This is a genomic window from Lysinibacillus sp. NPDC093210 (genome assembly GCF_044753985.1).
GTDB lineage: Bacteria > Bacillota > Bacilli > Bacillales_A > Planococcaceae > Lysinibacillus.
In genome coordinates this window covers 157,127-174,695 of sequence record NZ_JBIVOE010000006.1, presented here as the reverse complement: position 1 = coordinate 174,695, position 17,569 = coordinate 157,127, and the positions used below count along the sequence as shown (strand labels likewise).

24 protein-coding genes are annotated in these 17,569 nt (G+C 37.6%); all 24 read left to right on the top strand.

Going from position 1 to position 17,569, the window contains the following annotated elements:
- Positions 1 to 149: 149 nt before the first annotated feature.
- The 24 genes from ACIP9C_RS15510 to ACIP9C_RS15395 all read left to right on the top strand — a co-directional run bounded on the left by ACIP9C_RS15510 (position 150) and on the right by ACIP9C_RS15395 (position 17,558).
- A complete protein-coding gene (locus ACIP9C_RS15510) occupies positions 150 to 374 on the top strand; it encodes a helix-turn-helix domain-containing protein (protein ID WP_401012036.1) in 225 nt (74 codons plus the stop codon).
- Entirely contained in the window at positions 343 to 621 is a 279-nt protein-coding gene (locus ACIP9C_RS15505; RefSeq protein ID WP_340824285.1) for a helix-turn-helix transcriptional regulator, read from the top strand. Before ACIP9C_RS15510 ends, ACIP9C_RS15505 begins: the two co-directional genes overlap by 32 nt.
- A 215-nt stretch (positions 622 to 836) precedes the next feature.
- Positions 837 to 1,145: a DNA-binding protein gene (locus ACIP9C_RS15500; protein ID WP_172771733.1), complete on the top strand. Its 309-nt coding sequence runs from the start codon at positions 837 to 839 to the stop codon at positions 1,143 to 1,145.
- A 75-nt stretch (positions 1,146 to 1,220) separates the two neighbouring features.
- Positions 1,221 to 1,490 carry a helix-turn-helix domain-containing protein gene (locus tag ACIP9C_RS15495; protein ID WP_401012033.1) on the top strand — a complete coding sequence of 90 codons (270 nt, stop codon included), beginning with the start codon at positions 1,221 to 1,223 and terminating at the stop codon, positions 1,488 to 1,490.
- Between the two features lie 18 nt (positions 1,491 to 1,508).
- Entirely contained in the window at positions 1,509 to 1,874 is a 366-nt protein-coding gene (locus tag ACIP9C_RS15490; RefSeq protein ID WP_401012031.1) for a hypothetical protein, read from the top strand.
- Positions 1,875 to 1,991: 117 nt separating this feature from the next.
- Positions 1,992 to 2,201, top strand: a complete 210-nt coding sequence (locus tag ACIP9C_RS15485) for a hypothetical protein (RefSeq protein ID WP_401012030.1) — start codon at positions 1,992 to 1,994, stop codon at positions 2,199 to 2,201.
- Positions 2,202 to 2,304: 103 nt separating this feature from the next.
- Complete coding sequence (locus ACIP9C_RS15480; protein ID WP_401012028.1) at positions 2,305 to 2,955, top strand: ORF6N domain-containing protein; 651 nt, start codon at positions 2,305 to 2,307, stop codon at positions 2,953 to 2,955.
- The gene (locus ACIP9C_RS15475) at positions 2,952 to 3,758 is read left to right on the top strand and encodes a conserved phage C-terminal domain-containing protein (RefSeq protein ID WP_401012026.1); all 807 of its coding nucleotides are present in this window, start codon (positions 2,952 to 2,954) and stop codon (positions 3,756 to 3,758) included. The genes ACIP9C_RS15480 and ACIP9C_RS15475 overlap by 4 nt, the downstream gene beginning before the upstream one ends.
- Complete coding sequence (locus tag ACIP9C_RS15470; protein WP_401012024.1) at positions 3,758 to 5,035, top strand: replicative DNA helicase; 1,278 nt, start codon at positions 3,758 to 3,760, stop codon at positions 5,033 to 5,035. Before ACIP9C_RS15475 ends, ACIP9C_RS15470 begins: the two co-directional genes overlap by 1 nt.
- Positions 5,032 to 5,526 carry a hypothetical protein gene (locus ACIP9C_RS15465; protein WP_340824294.1) on the top strand — a complete coding sequence of 165 codons (495 nt, stop codon included), beginning with the start codon at positions 5,032 to 5,034 and terminating at the stop codon, positions 5,524 to 5,526. The genes ACIP9C_RS15470 and ACIP9C_RS15465 overlap by 4 nt, the downstream gene beginning before the upstream one ends.
- A gap of 148 nt (positions 5,527 to 5,674) precedes the next feature.
- Positions 5,675 to 5,893, top strand: a complete 219-nt coding sequence (locus ACIP9C_RS15460) for a hypothetical protein (protein WP_340824298.1) — start codon at positions 5,675 to 5,677, stop codon at positions 5,891 to 5,893.
- Positions 5,894 to 5,978: 85 nt separating this feature from the next.
- Complete coding sequence (locus ACIP9C_RS15455; protein ID WP_340824299.1) at positions 5,979 to 6,182, top strand: hypothetical protein; 204 nt, start codon at positions 5,979 to 5,981, stop codon at positions 6,180 to 6,182.
- Positions 6,183 to 6,291: 109 nt separating this feature from the next.
- Entirely contained in the window at positions 6,292 to 7,116 is an 825-nt protein-coding gene (locus tag ACIP9C_RS15450) for a DNA adenine methylase (RefSeq protein WP_340824300.1), read from the top strand.
- Between the two features lie 27 nt (positions 7,117 to 7,143).
- Positions 7,144 to 9,120 (top strand): ATP-binding protein, encoded by a 1,977-nt coding sequence (locus tag ACIP9C_RS15445; protein WP_340824301.1) that lies wholly within the window; start codon positions 7,144 to 7,146, stop codon positions 9,118 to 9,120.
- Between the two features lie 14 nt (positions 9,121 to 9,134).
- Positions 9,135 to 10,463: a hypothetical protein gene (locus ACIP9C_RS15440; protein ID WP_340824302.1), complete on the top strand. Its 1,329-nt coding sequence runs from the start codon at positions 9,135 to 9,137 to the stop codon at positions 10,461 to 10,463.
- Between the two features lie 101 nt (positions 10,464 to 10,564).
- Positions 10,565 to 10,999 (top strand): ArpU family phage packaging/lysis transcriptional regulator, encoded by a 435-nt coding sequence (locus ACIP9C_RS15435; protein WP_340824304.1) that lies wholly within the window; start codon positions 10,565 to 10,567, stop codon positions 10,997 to 10,999.
- Positions 10,996 to 11,565 carry a tyrosine-type recombinase/integrase gene (locus ACIP9C_RS15430; RefSeq protein ID WP_340824306.1) on the top strand — a complete coding sequence of 190 codons (570 nt, stop codon included), beginning with the start codon at positions 10,996 to 10,998 and terminating at the stop codon, positions 11,563 to 11,565. The genes ACIP9C_RS15435 and ACIP9C_RS15430 overlap by 4 nt, the downstream gene beginning before the upstream one ends.
- A gap of 232 nt (positions 11,566 to 11,797) precedes the next feature.
- The gene (locus ACIP9C_RS15425; RefSeq protein ID WP_401012021.1) at positions 11,798 to 12,241 is read left to right on the top strand and encodes a hypothetical protein; all 444 of its coding nucleotides are present in this window, start codon (positions 11,798 to 11,800) and stop codon (positions 12,239 to 12,241) included.
- A gap of 264 nt (positions 12,242 to 12,505) precedes the next feature.
- A complete protein-coding gene (locus ACIP9C_RS15420; RefSeq protein WP_401012019.1) occupies positions 12,506 to 13,075 on the top strand; it encodes a hypothetical protein in 570 nt (189 codons plus the stop codon).
- Entirely contained in the window at positions 13,044 to 14,849 is a 1,806-nt protein-coding gene (locus ACIP9C_RS15415) for a phage terminase large subunit family protein (protein ID WP_401012017.1), read from the top strand. The genes ACIP9C_RS15420 and ACIP9C_RS15415 overlap by 32 nt, the downstream gene beginning before the upstream one ends.
- 3 nt (positions 14,850 to 14,852) lie before the next feature.
- Positions 14,853 to 15,086 carry a DUF6148 family protein gene (locus tag ACIP9C_RS15410; RefSeq protein ID WP_401012016.1) on the top strand — a complete coding sequence of 78 codons (234 nt, stop codon included), beginning with the start codon at positions 14,853 to 14,855 and terminating at the stop codon, positions 15,084 to 15,086.
- A gap of 12 nt (positions 15,087 to 15,098) precedes the next feature.
- Positions 15,099 to 16,670, top strand: a complete 1,572-nt coding sequence (locus tag ACIP9C_RS15405; RefSeq protein ID WP_401012014.1) for a phage portal protein — start codon at positions 15,099 to 15,101, stop codon at positions 16,668 to 16,670.
- Positions 16,657 to 17,151, top strand: coding sequence for an ATP-dependent Clp protease proteolytic subunit (locus ACIP9C_RS15400; protein WP_401012012.1), 495 nt, complete (start codon positions 16,657 to 16,659; stop codon positions 17,149 to 17,151). The genes ACIP9C_RS15405 and ACIP9C_RS15400 overlap by 14 nt, the downstream gene beginning before the upstream one ends.
- Complete coding sequence (locus tag ACIP9C_RS15395; protein WP_401012011.1) at positions 17,151 to 17,558, top strand: phage baseplate assembly protein V; 408 nt, start codon at positions 17,151 to 17,153, stop codon at positions 17,556 to 17,558. The genes ACIP9C_RS15400 and ACIP9C_RS15395 overlap by 1 nt, the downstream gene beginning before the upstream one ends.
- Positions 17,559 to 17,569 lie beyond the last annotated feature (11 nt).

Sequence of the window (17,569 nt, the reverse complement as noted above, 5' to 3'; positions counted from 1 at the left end):
CAACACTACAGTAGAGGAAGATTAGCACCAGTGAAGGTGCTAATCTTACCAACTAATATAATTGATGTTTGGTGTTTTCTCAGAGTGATCTCCGTAAGATTCAAGCCTATGAACAAATTGATATTTCCTAAAAAAAGGGTGGCTATATTGTGTTTTGTTTAAAAACTATTAGAAGAACAAAAGGAATATCCCGTTATCAGTTAGCGAAACTATCAGGTGTTAAAGATTCTACAATCCAAATGATTGAAAATAGCGGGGATCCAAATCCTACATTCAAAATAATGTGCAAACTAGCAGATGCATTAGAAGTGAGTTTGGATGATTTAAGGGGAGGTGAGAAGTTTGGGATGGAGCATGACAAAACCGAAGCGTAAGAAAAAGCGTAAAAAGCCATTCCCTTCGGATGAATTTCGAAATGTAAAAGGGGTTAAACGTGAGCGGATGATTGCTGAAAGGAAAGCGAGACAACTCACGCAAGCACAGTTAGGAAAAATGGTTGGCTGTTCAACTGCAATGATAAGCGCTATTGAGAGTGGTCGAGTTAAGCCAGGATTAGAGGTTTCATTGCAGTTGGAGGTTGTTCTGGAGACATCACTTTTTGAATTATTTCCGGATTTATAAAAAAAGTACTTGACTTCGAGGGGGAACATTTTTTCCAGTTAAAAAATAAAAAATGAATAAGTATGAAAGTTTATGAAAATCCATTATTTGTAAAGTAGTCAAATATGAATGAATTCGAATATTAATGAAAATAAATGCATGTATTTTTATTCCTCATTTGGAAAAAAGGCAATTTGGTAATATAAAATCAAACCTTAAATGAGGAGGTGAGGGGGATGTATAGCGAGGAGTTTAAAGCGGAGATAAAAGAGGAATTTCGCAAGTTGCTTCGAGAGGAGTTGGAGAAGACATTTACACGAAAGCCATTAATTTGTGAGTTACCGATTTTATTGACTCGTAATCAGTTGATGGAGTTATTCAATATTAAAAGTACAAAAGCGTCTGCATTATTGAGGCGAGACGATTTCCCGAAGTTTTATGAAGCCGGTCGGGTCTTAATTCCTTCAAAAGCATTGTTGCAATGGATTGATGAGCATACTGAATGGGTTCAAACACATACCAAGTATTTTCAATCCGTTGGTTAATGTTTCATATGAAAATTTTAAAACAAAACAACGTAATATTGTATTCCGGTTTGGAATGTGAAAGGTGGTGAGACGATGAAAATTGGCGCCATTTTGCAAGCCTGTCGTGAACGTGCGGGGCTGTCACAAGAAGAACTAGCATTCCGGATGAACCGATCACAGTCCTGTATCTCAAAATTTGAGAATAGTGTAAAGATTCCTGATGCCCTCACCTTTATGGAATGGTTTAAGCAAACAAATACGCAAGAGGTTGCTGTCGCATTTTTAATGGGGATGGACGGGCTAACGATTTTACAAACATTGCTACCCATGGTTGGTGGGTTTGTATGTTGGATTATTTTATGAAATTAGAAAGGAGAAACTATGGAAAAAATCAAAGCGTTTTTAGCTTATCAAGAGGCAACTAAATTCACATTGCATAGGGTGGCGAATGCCAATTTAGATATTTGTTATTCAAATTTTAAAATGATGGAATTGTTATCTATGTTAAAGGAAAAGCATGAAATGGCACAGAATGCAGGTGTTTTAGCGATAGATTTTTATGATGGGATCTGTAATGTGCAAGTGTCGTATGACGATTTTCAACGTTTAACAGAAGGCGTTCAGGACATTCACATTGAGCCGTCTCTATGTTCTGAGTCTTATTTTGAGTATTTAAATGCTGAGGTAGAAGGCATTCATTTAGTAGCTGTTCGTTCGATTGAAAAAGAAAAAATGCAAGCGCAATAGCACCTGCATAAAGGTTGAACTGTAGCTTTGGCGGGTCACAGTTCAAAAATTTAATAAAAATCTTGTCCTTTTATTATGGACAAGAAATGGATAGAAGTCAATAAAGGAGGAACGGATATGAAAGAAGTTTTAGAGAAACTAAATACATTTCTGGCGCAGGAAGAAGAGTTGTTACGGGATTATGCCGTCGATGTAGCGGAAGCTTACGATAGTTGTTTGTATGTAAGCAATCAAAAGGATTACTTCGCACAAAAGGGGCGAGTTACTGCTATAAGAGATGCTATTGAATTAGTGGAAGATTTAGAGAATCAATTACAAATGGTGTGATTTATTTTTAGAGTTCATCAATTGTCTAGTGAATTTGATGTTGCAACCTTGCACTCATAGGGTGGCGGCAATTTGTCGCCACCCTTATGAAAGGAGTAGTGGCATGGATTTAACAGATATTCAACATGCAGATAAAAAGGTGTTAACAACGGCTCAAATTGCTGAGGCGTATGAAGTGGACAGTAAGTCGTTAATCCGCAATTTTCAACGAAACAAGGAGCACTATCAAGAAGGTACGCATTACTTTGCGCTTACAGGGGAAGCACTGAAACAATTTAAAGGTGGGCGACAAAATGACGCCACCCTCAAATTTGTATCATTGCTATACCTGTGGACCGAAGAAGGGGCGTTTTTATTAGCGAAGTCACTCAGTAGCGACAAGGCGTGGGAGGCATACCATCTGCTTGTTGCGCAGTATTACAAACTGACAAACGAATTACAGCAAGTCCAGCCCGTTGCATTGCCGTATGACGAGAAACGCTTATTAGCCTTGGAGCAACGTGTACAAGAAATTGAACAACAGCTACATGGAATCACCCTACATACAGGCGAGCAAAAGCGTTTACGACAAGCGGTGACTGAACGTGTTAATCAATTGTGTATGGTGCAAGCGCGCCGTCCAGCCTTTTTCGCATCTCTTTATCGTGAAATCAAACGACGCTACCAAGTGGTGTCGTATCGAGATGTTCCACAGTGCAAGCTACAAGATGCTTTGCATTTTATTTCCACATGGAGAGGAGGGGCGGATACATGAATCTACTCATCAATGAACCGCCTTTACAATTGCTGCCTAGTTTAGCTGCTAAGGTGGGCTTGAATGAGGCGATTGTATTACAGCAATTGCATTATAAATTGCTGATTTCTGCACATGTCTATGACGGGCATAAATGGGTGTTTAACAGCTATCAGCAATGGAAAAAGGAGTTTCCGTTTTGGTCTGAAAAAACGATTAGGCGTACGATTAGAAAACTTGAGGAGAATGGCTATATCATTTCAACGGATCAATACAACAAATATAAAATCGACAAGACGAAATGGTATCGGTTAAATTATACAAAACTTGGTTATATAACGATGGGACAACATGACCAATCGAGCGAGTCAAAATGTCCTGACACATGTGGACAATATGACCCTACACAGGGGGACAAGTTGACCTCATCAAGTGGGGACACTTTGACCGCACCAATAACCAAAGATATTAAGAGTAATAAAAATAATAATAATGTCGAGCAACTCGACATTGTGCATGAAATTATTGCTCACTTAAACAAAACTGCTCAGAAAAACTTTAAAGCCACAACATCTGCTACGAAGCGACTTATCCATGCTCGACTGAAGGATGGCTATACGTTGGAGCACTTCAAATGTGTCATCGATATAAAGGTCAAACAGTGGCTGCATAATCCGGACATGAATAAATACTTGCGTCCGAATACGTTGTTCAACCCTACGAAATTCGAAAGCTACTTGAACGAAAAACAGAGCATACTAACAAAACAAACTCATTTGCCTGAATCACTCGATTTAGATTTTAGCAAGGGAGAGGATCTGTAATGACATACCAAAACATTAGCATCGAGCTAGCTGAAAAAAGTCTACTGGGAACGATGCTCCATGAAAATTATTTAATTGCAGATAGCAACTTAGAGGCAGCCCATTTTATTTCGCAAGTGCATCAAAATATTTTTACGAGCATGTTACAGCTTGTCAGTGAAGGTAAAGCCGTTGACTATATCACATTGCTAACAACAAGAGAGCCGATTGAACTTGGTGGGGCAAATTATTTAGCTGAGCTTGGGAGCTTTGCGAGTGCAACGAAATTTGAGGAATACGAAACCATTGTGCTGGAGAATTGGCGAGAGCGATCTAAGCGTCGAATCATGGAGCAAGCACAGCAAGAAGATTGGGGCATAGCAGAAATTCAACATGCACTGGACAAGCTAACGACGCAATATACGACTACGAATACGAGCATTAAAGCCTACTTAATGCAAATGGCGAAGCGACCTTTCGAGCAAGAAAACAGCAAAACAGGTGTGCTTACAGGGCTACTTGATTTGGATAAGCTGCTAAACGGTTTTCAAGATGCTGAGCTCACGATTATTGCAGCTAGACCCTCGATGGGGAAAACGGACACGATGAACCATATCGCACTAAAAGCAGGATGGGATGGCTATTTACCAATCATCTTCTCACTGGAAATGAGTCGCACTACGCTCATTGATCGGCTTATTGCCGCAACAGGCAATTTTAATCGCTTAAAGATGCGCAACCCCTATGAGTATTTTACAGACGGTCAAAAAGAAAAGTGGATGTCAACGCTCGGCATGCTTGATAATGCCAATATCGAAATTGATGATCGAGCCGGGATGACCGTCCCACAGATTCGAGCAACTGCTCGTAAAATCATTAAGGCCAACCCTGATAAAAAGCCCATAATCTTAATCGATTACTTACAAATCATTCGAGTCAGCAACCCGCGCGATAATCAAACACAAGCAATTGGCCAAATCTCATGGGATTTAAAGCAAATGGCAAAAGAATTTAATTGCCCTGTTATTTGCCTAGCTCAACTCAATCGCAGTGTCGAGCAACGTCAGGACAAACGCCCTGTAATGAGCGACTTAAGAGATTCAGGAAATATCGAACAAGACGCTGATGTCATCGCATTTTTATATCGGGATGATTACTACGCCAAAGAATCCGAACGAAAAAATATGTTGGAATTTATTATCGCTAAGCACCGAAATGGACCGACTGGGACAGTATTCGCAAGCTATGTAAAAGACACGGGTCGATTGTCGAATATAGCCTGGAGTGTTGCAAGATGAGCTACCTTATCACGGTAAAGGAGATTTTGGAGTATGCGACTGAGTTTGAATTGAGTTGGTTTGCACACCAAGTCTATTGGGCTGTGTCTACAAATCAAATTCAGTTGGAGGATGATTCTAATAAATTGCTAGAGGTGGCCTATGATGTCGCGGCAGTACGTGAAATGACAAACCGAAATGTCCTTGGCATTGGACGTATTAAGCTATACGTAGTCAAAAGCTTTGGACAATATGCGTTTTACTTTGCTAGTGATCCACTTGAAGTCAACATGCTGCATCGAGCGTTATTTGGTGAAGTGCCAGGAGCCATTACGGAAGCCCATCGATTGTTAACAAAGGTGATGTATTTTGCTGATTTGAATTTACAAACTTCACTGTTAGAATACCGCAAATCTATTGTCCAATATCCGGCATATCTTGGCCATGCAGAGGCAGGACAATATACCTTGTATCGCCTAGATTTGCACAAAGGGGTGAGAGAGATTGTCTAAGCAGGAACGTGAAGAAATCATTGCGATTATCATGCTAAGTAAAAACTGCGCTGAGGAAATGCTTCGCAATATGTCTTATGAAGAGCTAGTAAAGACGTTGGATGAATGATAAAAGTGATTTTAGCTTGAAGAAATGAGAAGGATGAACATGGATAATGTGAATATTTATGAAATCATAGGCGTTTCGCTGGATCCTATTTATCAGGCACTTAATCAGCTTCATGATGAAGAAGAAATCCTTATCGGCAAACATATCATTCGCATAACAGCTGAATTTTACGAGATTGAAAATGATTGCTTGCATGAATGCTTTAAAGAAAAAGAACGTTGCTATCAAGTGTTAAGCAATTTAGTCATGTTCAATTAAAAAAGCTATGGCGGCAACCATAGCTTTTAAAATATAAGCTCCATTGCTCAATTAAACTATAATAATTATAGCAGGAGGGGTTAATGTGAGCAATAAACTTACTAGTTTGAATGGCATGAATGATGGGATTTACATTATACAACAGGGGACAATCATTGCAATTTTGAAGCCAAAGGAGTTTGGTCAGGATTCTATTCAATGGCAACATGGCAAGGTATTTGAGGTATGTGAAAGCAAACGAAGACGAATTGGTAAAAAAATAACGCTTTCGACATCTAATAATAAATGAAGTAACAATATTAATCTAAAAAAATTAATAAAATTACGTACTCTCTATCAAATAAATCCGATGTAATTTTTTTTACTAGGTGGTAGTATATTGGTGAGGAGTTAATAATATGACAAATATACCGAATGCACCAATTACACCTTTTTTGACTTGGGTTGGTGGAAAGAGATGGTTAACTAATAGTCATAATAGCCTTTTTCCGGAAAAGTTCAATGTATATATTGAACCCTTTTTAGGTTCAGGTTCTGTTTTCTTTTATCTTAAACCAGAGGAAGCGATTTTAGGAGATTTAAATCCAGATCTTATTTTAGCTTACCAAGCATTAAAAACAAATTATTTCGAGGTACAGGATAAATTAAGATACCATCATCGACACCATAATAAAGAGTATTACTATAAAATGAGAAAATATAAGCCTCGTAAATTAGCTTATAAAGCAGCTAGATTTATATATTTAAACAGGACTTGTTTCAATGGTATCTATAGAGTTAATAGGAATGGTGAATTTAATGTACCGATTGGCTCGAAAAAAAATGTTCTACTCGATACGGATGACTTCCAAAGAATATCAAACGTCTTACAAAATACTGAACTGGTTTATTCTGATTTTGAAAACTTAATAGATAGAGCACAATCTAATGATTTTATATTCATTGATCCTCCATACACTGTTAATCACAATAATAATGGTTTTATTCAATATAATGAGAAACTTTTCTCTTGGGAAGATCAAGTTAGACTATGTAATGCACTAGTCCGCGCAAGAGAAAGAGGAGCTAAAATTTTAGCAACTAATGCTAATCATGAATCAGTGAGAGAATTATATGAAAATGCTGGTTTCAGTTGTTCAGTTTTATCAAGATTTTCAGGAGTATCATCTAATAACAAGGGTCGTAGTAATTTTGAAGAACTGATTATTCAAGCAAATATTTGAAATTTATAAATAAGGATGGTTTTGTAAATGAATTCTGTTCAAAATCTAGTTGATAGAGCAAGTTTAAGCAGTAATCCTTTAAGTATTTTACAAACCTTTTTAGAAGAGCAAACTAATCTTCAGCAGAGTAATATTAAAAATGGACTAAGATTTGTTGGGTATGTATTAGAGTTAGGATATGATAAAGCAAAAATTATAACTTCAGATCCATATAAATTATCAGTTGGTGGAATACCAAGAGGAAGTTTTTTAATTTTAGCTATTGATGATAAAAACAAAAGTTCAAATTTACCTCCTCATTTTACATTATTAAGAGTAAAGAGTGTCTCGCCAACACCCTTATCGAATCAAGTCCAACAAACATATTTTGAACTTCATAAAAAATCAATGCCTGAATTAGACGCATGGACCCAGGGAGAATTGCAGTGGGGTGCTTTGGAATGTGATGTCCTAGGAATGTTCTACCCAAATCCTGACATTTCTAGCAAAATAGAATTTTCAGGAGATGTGAACAATGTTGTAAGTGCCCATAACTATAAGGTGTACTCACCAGATTTATCTTTGTTGACTTTAATAGTAAATGGAATTGTTAATCCTATTAACCAACATTCAATAGGTCATCTAAGGCCAACAGAGTGTCAATTAGGGCTAAATACTTCTCTTTTGCCTGAAGTATTTATCTCTATGGAGGATTTTAAAGGTCGCCGAACTGCTATGTTTGGTAAAACCCGATTAGGTAAATCTAATGTGGTTAAAGTTATTGCCGATTCTATGATTAGAACTACACAAAGTAATAGGACAGTTGGTCAATTAATCTTTGATATTAATGGAGAATATGCGAATGATAATCCTCAAGATGGGAATAAATCATTGGCAAGTGCTCATCCTTCAGTTTGTAATGTTTATGCCATTACACCAAGACCTACTACACCATCAAAGGAACTTAAACTAAATTTTGCTGAGCAACCTCATACAGCATTACCAATATTGAAATCATTTTTAGAAAGAGATAACGAGACAGCTCACTATGTTAGAGATTTTGTGAATATTAGCCTCACATCTATCCCAGAAATAAAAGCTGCATCACCTAAGGATAAAACAAGGCTAATACGTAAAACTCTATTTTTCTGGGCAATATTAAAAAAAGCTAACTTTAAATTAGATGAGAAAAAATTATTGTCATTGCAATTGGGGGATAGAAATGCATCAGGATTTAACCCAGGATTTAAAAAAGATTTAAGAGAAGCTATGTATAATATTTCGCCTGCCCCATCAGCTCCCTCAAATCTTAATGAATTACTAGACGAATTAAAAATGCTAGTTGATTTTAAAAACCAAAATCCAACTTCTCCATTACTAAAAAGTTCTAGTGGATCACCATTATTAGATTCAGTAGATGAAGCTTTGTTAAATTTCTTATACCCTTTAAGTGGATCTGGACCAAAAATCTTAGCTAATTACCGAAACTATCATTCGCCTGATGCAGGTGATTTTGTTACTGAAATAATCAAATTATTGAATGATGGTATGACTGTAATTCTAGATTTAGGAAATGCTTCTGGTGAAATTCGCCAATATTTTTCTGATCTATTATCTAATGCTATATTCACGGAACAGGAGAAAAAGTTTGTCTCAAATTCGTTAGGAGATCATTTTATTCAATTATATTTTGAAGAAGCTCATAATCTTTTTCCTTCTAGTAGTAAAGAAAACACTACTGTTTATCACCGTTTTGCTAAGGAAGGTGCAAAATTCCATATCGGTATGATTTACTCAACCCAGTCACCATCCACTATTAGCAAAGAACTTTTAGTTCAAACTGAAAACTTTTTTGTGGGGCACTTGGCCTCGACTGATGAAGCAAATGCATTGGCTAAAGTTCAGGCTACATTTGCTGGGTTGGAAGAGGATATAAAAAAAGCCCGAACACCAGGATATATGCGAATATTAACTACTTCTCATAGATTTGTAATTCCTGTACAGGTAAAAAAATTCACAGTTTAGGGGGAGAAGTTAAAATGGCTTATAATGCAGGGAGCGGTCTTCCTTTTGAAGCAGCTTCAAAGTTAGGACATCTTTCATTAGTAAATAGTCCATGGATTCAACAATTAGTAACAGATTTTGATACGGTCTTAACAGAACCATCTAAAAGTCTATTAAGTAATTGGAACAACTATTCTAGTGAAGGTACTGCTCTTAATAATATTTGGGTAGTGGATGGATCTTTTGTACCCGTAAAGTCTGGGAGTTATCCCTCTAAAGAGGTAGCATTTATTAAAACTGCAATTCTTAATCTATCGAGTTATCAACTTGGAAAAATAGATAAACAATATCCTCACCCAATGGATTTACAGAAATTAATGAAAGATAACGCTTTGTTTCATTCAACAGTACTTCCTCTAAGAAATATTAAGACGAGCAGAGGCACAAATTTTGATGCAGTTAGACATATTATTTATGAATCCCTCTTGAAAGATGAGAAGGGGGCTTATTTCGAAACCTTAAAATGGTTATCGTATGAAAAATGGCAGTCTGTTCATAAAAATTCACCTAATTTCAATTGTCCTTACTGTGAACATGAACAAAGTTTTTCTTTTGATAGCAATAACAAGTACTGTGAAAATTCTATGTGTAATCAAAAGCTTTTTTTAACAGATATGATTGGATTTCATCTTGAAATGTCAGAAGAAAAGGCTCCTGATAGTTTAGCTTCTGCTTATATGTCAATAATGGAACATCTTATGTTATTCACTCTAATAAGAGTTCATTGGAATCATAATGATAAAAATCTGATAAAAGATACTCTTTTTATTAAGGATGGCCCACTTAGTTTAAATAGTCAATATGTTAAATTAGTGGATCCAATACGAAATTTTTTGGAGTATGCTAAAAATCAGAGTCGCCCTATTAATATTATTGGACAGGAGAAAAGTGGGAAGTTTGTAGATCATCTATCGACTTTTGTCCAACATATAAAACCAAAAGATTTTGGTGAACCAATGAGCTATTTAGTATTATCACATGAGTATGTAAATACTCATGTTCAAGATAGACCAACTAAAATAAATTATGGTAAACGATCAAACTGGGGAGAGAAGATATTTGTTAAGTATGATCCAACTACATTTTTAGTTTTAAATATTCCAACTGGATTTTATCTAGATTTAAAAGATGCACCAGGTGTTAATGATTTAATAGGCTTAGACAATATTTTAGCAACTTTACCTCAAATCATTAGTCACAGGTATTCAGGAGGATTGTATCCAATTGAACTTGCAAACGGGATAGCTTCATTATCAAGTTACCCATCTTCAAAAATATTAGAAAGATTTCTTTCTAGTATTTAAAAAAACCCTTTACGGAAAATACCGGAGGACAACTTTTGATTGTAGCGGACGCTACTTTCTTATGTTGTCCTCTTTTTATTTTACTAAAGGAGTGATAGATAGTGGATATCTTAAAAAACATCGATGGAAAAGCTACTCAAAAGGCCATTGAAAATATCTTACGACAATATCGTACGTATCAACTGACAACCCCTGAGGATTTGTTGCCGACGATTACAGCAAATTATTCGTTAAACATGCCATCCTATAGTGGAGGATTTCAATCAAAAGTTGAAGAAGCAGCAATACGAAATGTAGAGTATTACAAGCAAGCGAAAGCCTTTTTTGAACGATTTAATCGTGCATTTTATAAGCTGACGCAAAAAGAGCGACAGATTATTGTTATGGCTTGTTTAGAGGAAACACCTTTGTATAATTATCAAATTTCAAAAAAGCTTCATATTAGTGAGCGTACTTTTTATCGCATAAAGGCACAAGCATTGTATAAATTGGCATTAGCATTGCGCGTGGAGGTATATGAGGTGAAGAGTCAATGAATTTTGTCCAGCCAATACGTGATATAGACATGATTCGTGATGTTCGTAAAACATTGCAAGACAATCCACGTGATGAGTTGCTCTTCTGTTTTGGTATTTATACTGGGCTAAGAATAAGCGACATTTTGCGTTTAAAGGTGGGAGATGTTCGTCATAAGCAAGTGTTGTTTATAAAAGAGTCAAAGGTGCAGAAAAAGAAGCAGAATAAGACGAAACGCATTCCGATTTTAAAAGAATTGCAAAAAGTGCTCATTCCGTACATTGAAAATAAGGAAGACTGGGAATATTTATTCAAATCACGACAAGGTAAAAATAAACCAATCACAAGAGTGAGGGCATATGCTATATTACGAGCAGCTGCTTTAACTAATGGCTTAGACGAAATAGGGACACATACTCTACGTAAGACCTTTGGTTATCATGTGTATCAAGAAGAAAAAGATGTGGCGTTGCTGCAGGATATTTTTAATCATTCAGCTCCCTATATTACATTGAAATATATTGGGATAAATCAAGATGCAATCGATCAAGCTTATCAAAAATTAAATAAAAGATTGAAATTTTAAAATAGCACTGATGTTGGTGCTATTTTTATTTTGCCCATTTTAGGAAATGGTTTAACATCTTGAAATAACAAACACTTTTACACACTAAAGACATTTACAAAATAAGGACATGTAAAGCTCACAATCTGAATGGCGTGTAAAGTGTTGAGAAATCTAGCTTTTTAATACTATCTGCACATTAACAGAATGTAAGATATGTTAATGTGGTAAATTAATGGAGGGAGATGATTGTATGGATATTCTTGAATTGAAGAAACTTATTTTTTCCAATAAAGATGTAGAATTAATGCTCTTTTTGAAAAAAAATCTAAATGTAAAAGATCACTCTAATTCTATTGGAAACTTAAAATTAATTGATGATATGGAAGAAAATGATAGGAGGTTTTTGATAGCAAGATTGGAGAGCATATATGAAAAAGCTTCATTAGCAAAGGTTGCGGCAACATGTAATACTTTAATAATAACGTTAATTATTTTACTTATTACTATCATTTTAAATGTTAAGATAGAATTCGATGAAATAATTCCTGGTCTTAGTATAGATAAAGCGGTAGTAATCATAATGATTTTAATAATATTTATATTAATTATAGTTACATATAAGTTTTTTAATATAGAAATATATGAAAAAGCTGATGCTAAATATTATTTGTCATTATTTAAAAGAGATTATTAAAAATAAGTGGCAGACTTTTGGCAGTAATTTGGCAGAATGTTGGCACACTCTTTCAAGATAAGCATGCTATTATGGTAGTATGCAATATTTATCAAACAACATAAAGACAGGCGATGCGGCACATGCTGCGTCGTCTTTTTTTGTCTTAGGTTCTTCTACCCAATAACGCCAGCCTGCGGGTCTCCGAAGCCCGAAAAAGGGCTAGATATATTGTCAAAAAAGGTGTTCCTTCCATCCTGTAAATCAAGTGAGGTGAGTGCATGGGTGACGGCGAAAACGAAATTGGATGATCGAACGATTGTCAATACGAAAACGATTGCCAAAATGTTTAATATGACAGAAAGAAATGTTCGTTATTTAGTTGAAGAAGGTGTGATTGCGCGTGTTGCTCATGGCCGCTATGATCTTATCGATACCGTCAGTCGCTACATTACTTTTTTGAAAATGTCCTTTGATGGCATTGATGAGAACAAGGTGATGGAGTCATTAGATTATGAGAAGTGGCTGCATGAAAAGGCGAAGCGAGAGAAGGCTGAAATTGAGTTGGCGCATCTAAAACGAGAAATGCATAAGGCGGATGAAGTGGAGAAAATTCAAAATCATATGGTCATGGCGTTTCGTTCAAAGATGTTGTCGCTCCCTTCAAAGTCTGCATTACTTTTAGCGAGTAAGGATGACCCGAAGATGATAGAGGCATTACTGGAAAGAGATATTCATGAGGCATTAGCTGAGCTTGCTGAGTATGATGCAGCACAGTATTTTACAGAGGATAATGTTGAACTAGAATTGGATGGTGATGAAGATGGTCCAAAAACAGACAATGAGCTTATTTAAAGAAATTGCTAGTCTAGTAGCACCTCCTCCAAAGCTTACGGTATCGCAGTGGGCAGATAAGCATCGTGTATTATCCAAGGAATCGTCAGCTGAGCATGGGCGATGGAATACGGAGCGTGCACCTTATCAAAGAGAGATTATGGATGCAGTCAATGATCCTGGGGTTGAACAAATTGTCGTGATGTCGTCTGCACAAGTTGGGAAATCCGAAATATTAAACAATATTATCGGTTACTATATCGATTACGATCCGTCACCAATGCTTTTAATGCAGCCAACGCTTGAAATGGCAGAGGCCTATTCTAAAGATAGGATAGCCGCCATGATACGGGATACACCAACATTAACGAAGAAAATTAATAGTCCAAAGGCGAAGGATGGAAATAATACGTTGCTACAAAAGAAGTTTCCTGGTGGCCATTTAACGCTTGTTGGAGCCAATTCACCTGCAAGTCTATCTTCTCGACCTGTTCGTTTAATCCTTGCTGACGAGGTAGACCGGTTCCCTGCATCTGCAGGTGCAGAAGGAGATCCGTTAGCACTTGCGCAAAAGCGGACAAAGACTTTTTGGAACAGTAAATGGGTATCTGTATCAACACCAACTATAAAAGGTGCATCGAGAATTGAAGCTGAATATGAGGAAAGCACAATGGAACAATGGTGTGTATCTTGTCCGAGTTGTGGGTTATTTCAACCGTATAGTTGGCCACAAATTCGTTTTCAGACGGTGACGATGGAATGTGTGCATTGTAAGGCACAACATAACGAAGTGGAGTGGAAGTCACGTCCTGGTAAATGGATTGCGCGAAATCCTGAAGCATCTAAGCGAGGTTTTCATCTGAATGCATTAGCATCACCTTGGGAGAACTGGGCAAAGATTATTGCGGAATTTAAAGAAGCGAAACGTAAAGGGCTAGAAACATTTAAAACGTGGGTCAATACAACGCTCGGGGAATCTTGGGAGGAAAAAACCAATGACCAAGACCATACGAAACTTGTTTCCAGACGTGTTCGTTATGATTGTGAAGTGCCTAAGGATGTATTAGTGCTGACAGCAGGCGTCGATGTGCAAGATGACCGTCTAGAAGTGGAGATAGTCGGCTGGGGAGTGGATGAGATTTCCTGGGGAATAGCTTATAAAATATTTTACGGAGATCCGGCGCAGCATGCTGTATGGAATCAAGTTGATGCATTTTTATTAAAGGATTATATACGGAACGACGGTGTAAAGCTTTGTGTTGCTGCCACTTGTGTGGATTCAGGTGGGCATTATACAAGTGAGGTCTATGATTTTTGTAAAGACAGGGAGCATCGCCGAGTATTTGCGATTAAAGGGAAGGGCGGTAATGGCGTCCCTTATATTAATAAACCGTCAAAGGTGGGGAGACAACAAGTGCATTTGTTTACGCTTGGGGTGAATGAAGGGAAGGATTTAATTTATTCTCGATTGAAAAATGAATACGAAGATAAGCCTGGTTATTGCCATTTTCCGTTAGAAGCGGATAAAGGGTATGACGAGGCTTTTTTTATTGGCTTAACGGCAGAAAGAAAAGTGACACGCTTTTTCAAAGGCGTGCCGCGTATTGAATGGGTGAAACGTTCTTCCAATATCCGCAATGAACCGCTTGATTTACGAAATTATGCAACAGCTGCTTTACGTATATTAAATCCGGATTTGAACTATCTTGCTGAACACAATTTAACGAGCAATATTTATACGCAAACAACGAGGCGTAAAAAACGTAAGCGGAGAGTGATTTCTAAAGGAGTGTAGAAGATGGCTTTTACGGTTGATGAATGTAGAGTAAGGTTAGCTATTTGGTTGGAGGCAGAGGCGAAAATCGCCATTAATCAGAGTTATTCGTTAGAAAATAGACGTTTTGACCGTGCAAATTTGGCGCAAGTCAGGGACCAAATAAAGTTTTGGAGAAGCGAGTTAGCTTTAGCAGAAATGCGAGAGCTTGGTCGAAGCCGTAGACGAGTGATACGAGTTGTTCCGCGTGATTTGTAGGGGGTGTGACAAGTGAACATATTGGATAAAGCGATTGAGGTTGTTTCGCCTGAAAGAGCTTTGAAGCGCGCAGGTGCTCGAAAGCGACTACAAATTATGAATTCAGGTTATGCCAATAGTGGCGCCAATAGGCGTAAGAAATCGATGATTGGTTGGATTTTTAAAGGTGGTTCCACGAAAGAAGATATCGATGACAATCAAGATACATTGCGTCAACGATCTCGTGATCTATATATGAACACCCCACTTGCTACTGGCTCAATCAAAACGATACGAACGAATGTTGTAGGCTACGGTTTGATTTTGAACAGCCAAATTGACCATGAGTTTTTAGGTTTGTCTATTGAGGAAGCGGATGCGTGGGAAACGACGGTTGAACGTGAATTTGCGCTATGGGCCGATTCAATTATGTGTGATGCATTGCAAATGAATAATTTCTATGAACTGCAGCAACTAGCATTTATATCGTGTTTGATGAGTGGAGAGGTGTTTGCAACGTTACCTTATCGAAACCATCAGCAACATTGGTACGGATTGCGTGTGCAGTTGCTTGAAAGTGACCGTATATGTAGTCCAAATGGAGCAAGTAAAAACATTATCAATGGCGTGGAGCTTGGTCGATATGGGGAAGTTGTTGCTTACCATATTTGTGATACACATCCTTTAGCGGAGAGTACCGGTCAGAAAAAATGGGTGCGTATTGACAAGTTTGGTCAGAAGAGCGGACGTCAAAATATATTGCATTTAATGGAGTCTGAACGGCCAGAGCAACGAAGAGGTGTGCCAATCCTTGCGCCGGTAATTGAGAGCTTAAAACAGCTTGGAAGATATACTGACGCGGAGTTAACGGCTGCACTTGTGTCTTCCCTGTTTACAGTTTTCATCGAAACAAAGGATGAGTATGATGCGCCTCCGTTAGGGTCAGCCATTAATGAACAAGAACAAGTGGATAAAGAGGATGAATTAAGCTATGAACTTGGCGCAGGTGCCATTGTTGCACTTGCAGAAGGTGAAAAAGCAAATACCTCCAATCCAGCACGTAATAATGCCTCATTTGATCCATTTGTTGTAGCGGTTTGCCGTCAAATTGGAACAGCGTTAGAGCTCCCTTATGAAATATTATTAAAACATTTTACATCCAGTTATTCAGCCTCACGGGCTGCACTTTTAGAGGCGTGGAAGATGTTTAAGATGCGGCGCACGTTTTTAGCAAATGATTTTTGCCAGCCAATTTATGAGGAATGGTTAACAGAAGCGATCCTTCTTGGCAGAATTCAAGCACCGGGTTTTTTAGACAATCCATTAGTGCGAAAAGCTTATTGTGGTGCTGAGTGGAATGGGCCAACACAAGGACAACTCGACCCATTAAAAGAAGTACAGGCTGCGATGTTACGTGTGGAAAATGGCTTTAGTACAAGAGCACGTGAAACGGTTGAACTAACAGGTGGTAACTACTGGCTTAATCACGCACAGCGTGAGCGTGAAGAACAAGCACGTCGCGAGGCGGGGCTCGATTTGAGTTATTTAGAAATCATGAAAAATGTTGTACAGGAGAAGGGGGTGAGAATAGATGATGAGGATTGACCTTCGTGGCGCGATTGTACCAGACGGAGAACAATGGATTTATGACTGGTATGGTATTCCTGCTGTTAGCCCTAAACGCATTATGCAGCAAATAGATAAAGCTATCTCAAGTAACGAAAAAGAGCTGATCGTTAATATTAATAGCCCTGGTGGATCTGTTTATGCAGCTTCTGAAATATGGTCACATATTAAAAAGTTTCCTGGTGATTCTGTAGCCGAAATTACTGGTGTTTGTGCAAGTGCAGCGTCCATTATTGCAATGGCTACAAAACGAACGGTTATTGCTCCTGTTGGCGCATTAATGATTCATAATGCCTCGATTATTGCACAAGGTGATTATCGTGAAATGGAAGCGAATGCGGGCATGACGTTTGATGTAATCGGGTTTGGCCGTTTGAACGGAAAATATATCGTAACGAGGGTACAACATCACAAAAGCAAAATAACACTCGATTTACGTAAATGTTTGGAGGGGTACTGATGCGTGTGCAAGTTGGCGAAGTCACATCCATTGATTCAACAAAGGGAACAGCACGGGTCAAAATTGAAGAGCAAGACAACAAAATATCAGCTCCGTTGCGTGTGTTATATCGCGGGACTTTAAAAAATAAGGATTTCTGGATGCCGAAGATTGGTGAACATGTACTTTGTTTGTTTACAAAACAAAGTGAAGGCTTTATTGTAGGGGCTTTTTATTCAGAAGGCACACGGCCACCATGTAGCGAACCAGAGAAACGATGTATCGAGTTCGATGATGGTAGTTTGATTGACTATGATGGTAAGACGCATACATTATATGTCAATATAGTTGGTGAAATCAATATCCAAACAAAAGGATCAGTTACAGTAAATGGCCAATTACTTTCACCAATTGTTAGTACTTCATAAAGGAAGGGATT

What these genes read in the sequence shown, in the direction of transcription:
- ACIP9C_RS15445 (WP_340824301.1), top strand. Translation starts at nt 7,144, where the DNA reads ATGAATTCTGTTCAAAATCTAGTTGATAGAGCAAGTTTAAGCAGTAAT.
- ACIP9C_RS15470 (WP_401012024.1), top strand. Translation starts at nt 3,758, where the DNA reads ATGACATACCAAAACATTAGCATCGAGCTAGCTGAAAAAAGTCTACTG.
- ACIP9C_RS15480 (WP_401012028.1), top strand. Translation starts at nt 2,305, where the DNA reads ATGGATTTAACAGATATTCAACATGCAGATAAAAAGGTGTTAACAACG.
- ACIP9C_RS15450 (WP_340824300.1), top strand. Translation starts at nt 6,292, where the DNA reads ATGACAAATATACCGAATGCACCAATTACACCTTTTTTGACTTGGGTT.
- ACIP9C_RS15490 (WP_401012031.1), top strand. Translation starts at nt 1,509, where the DNA reads ATGGAAAAAATCAAAGCGTTTTTAGCTTATCAAGAGGCAACTAAATTC.
- ACIP9C_RS15465 (WP_340824294.1), top strand. Translation starts at nt 5,032, where the DNA reads ATGAGCTACCTTATCACGGTAAAGGAGATTTTGGAGTATGCGACTGAG.
- ACIP9C_RS15395 (WP_401012011.1), top strand. Translation starts at nt 17,151, where the DNA reads ATGCGTGTGCAAGTTGGCGAAGTCACATCCATTGATTCAACAAAGGGA.
- ACIP9C_RS15425 (WP_401012021.1), top strand. Translation starts at nt 11,798, where the DNA reads ATGGATATTCTTGAATTGAAGAAACTTATTTTTTCCAATAAAGATGTA.
- ACIP9C_RS15400 (WP_401012012.1), top strand. Translation starts at nt 16,657, where the DNA reads ATGATGAGGATTGACCTTCGTGGCGCGATTGTACCAGACGGAGAACAA.
- ACIP9C_RS15410 (WP_401012016.1), top strand. Translation starts at nt 14,853, where the DNA reads ATGGCTTTTACGGTTGATGAATGTAGAGTAAGGTTAGCTATTTGGTTG.
- ACIP9C_RS15415 (WP_401012017.1), top strand. Translation starts at nt 13,044, where the DNA reads ATGGTCCAAAAACAGACAATGAGCTTATTTAAAGAAATTGCTAGTCTA.
- ACIP9C_RS15430 (WP_340824306.1), top strand. Translation starts at nt 10,996, where the DNA reads ATGAATTTTGTCCAGCCAATACGTGATATAGACATGATTCGTGATGTT.
- ACIP9C_RS15485 (WP_401012030.1), top strand. Translation starts at nt 1,992, where the DNA reads ATGAAAGAAGTTTTAGAGAAACTAAATACATTTCTGGCGCAGGAAGAA.
- ACIP9C_RS15495 (WP_401012033.1), top strand. Translation starts at nt 1,221, where the DNA reads ATGAAAATTGGCGCCATTTTGCAAGCCTGTCGTGAACGTGCGGGGCTG.
- ACIP9C_RS15460 (WP_340824298.1), top strand. Translation starts at nt 5,675, where the DNA reads ATGGATAATGTGAATATTTATGAAATCATAGGCGTTTCGCTGGATCCT.
- ACIP9C_RS15440 (WP_340824302.1), top strand. Translation starts at nt 9,135, where the DNA reads ATGGCTTATAATGCAGGGAGCGGTCTTCCTTTTGAAGCAGCTTCAAAG.
- ACIP9C_RS15500 (WP_172771733.1), top strand. Translation starts at nt 837, where the DNA reads ATGTATAGCGAGGAGTTTAAAGCGGAGATAAAAGAGGAATTTCGCAAG.
- ACIP9C_RS15475 (WP_401012026.1), top strand. Translation starts at nt 2,952, where the DNA reads ATGAATCTACTCATCAATGAACCGCCTTTACAATTGCTGCCTAGTTTA.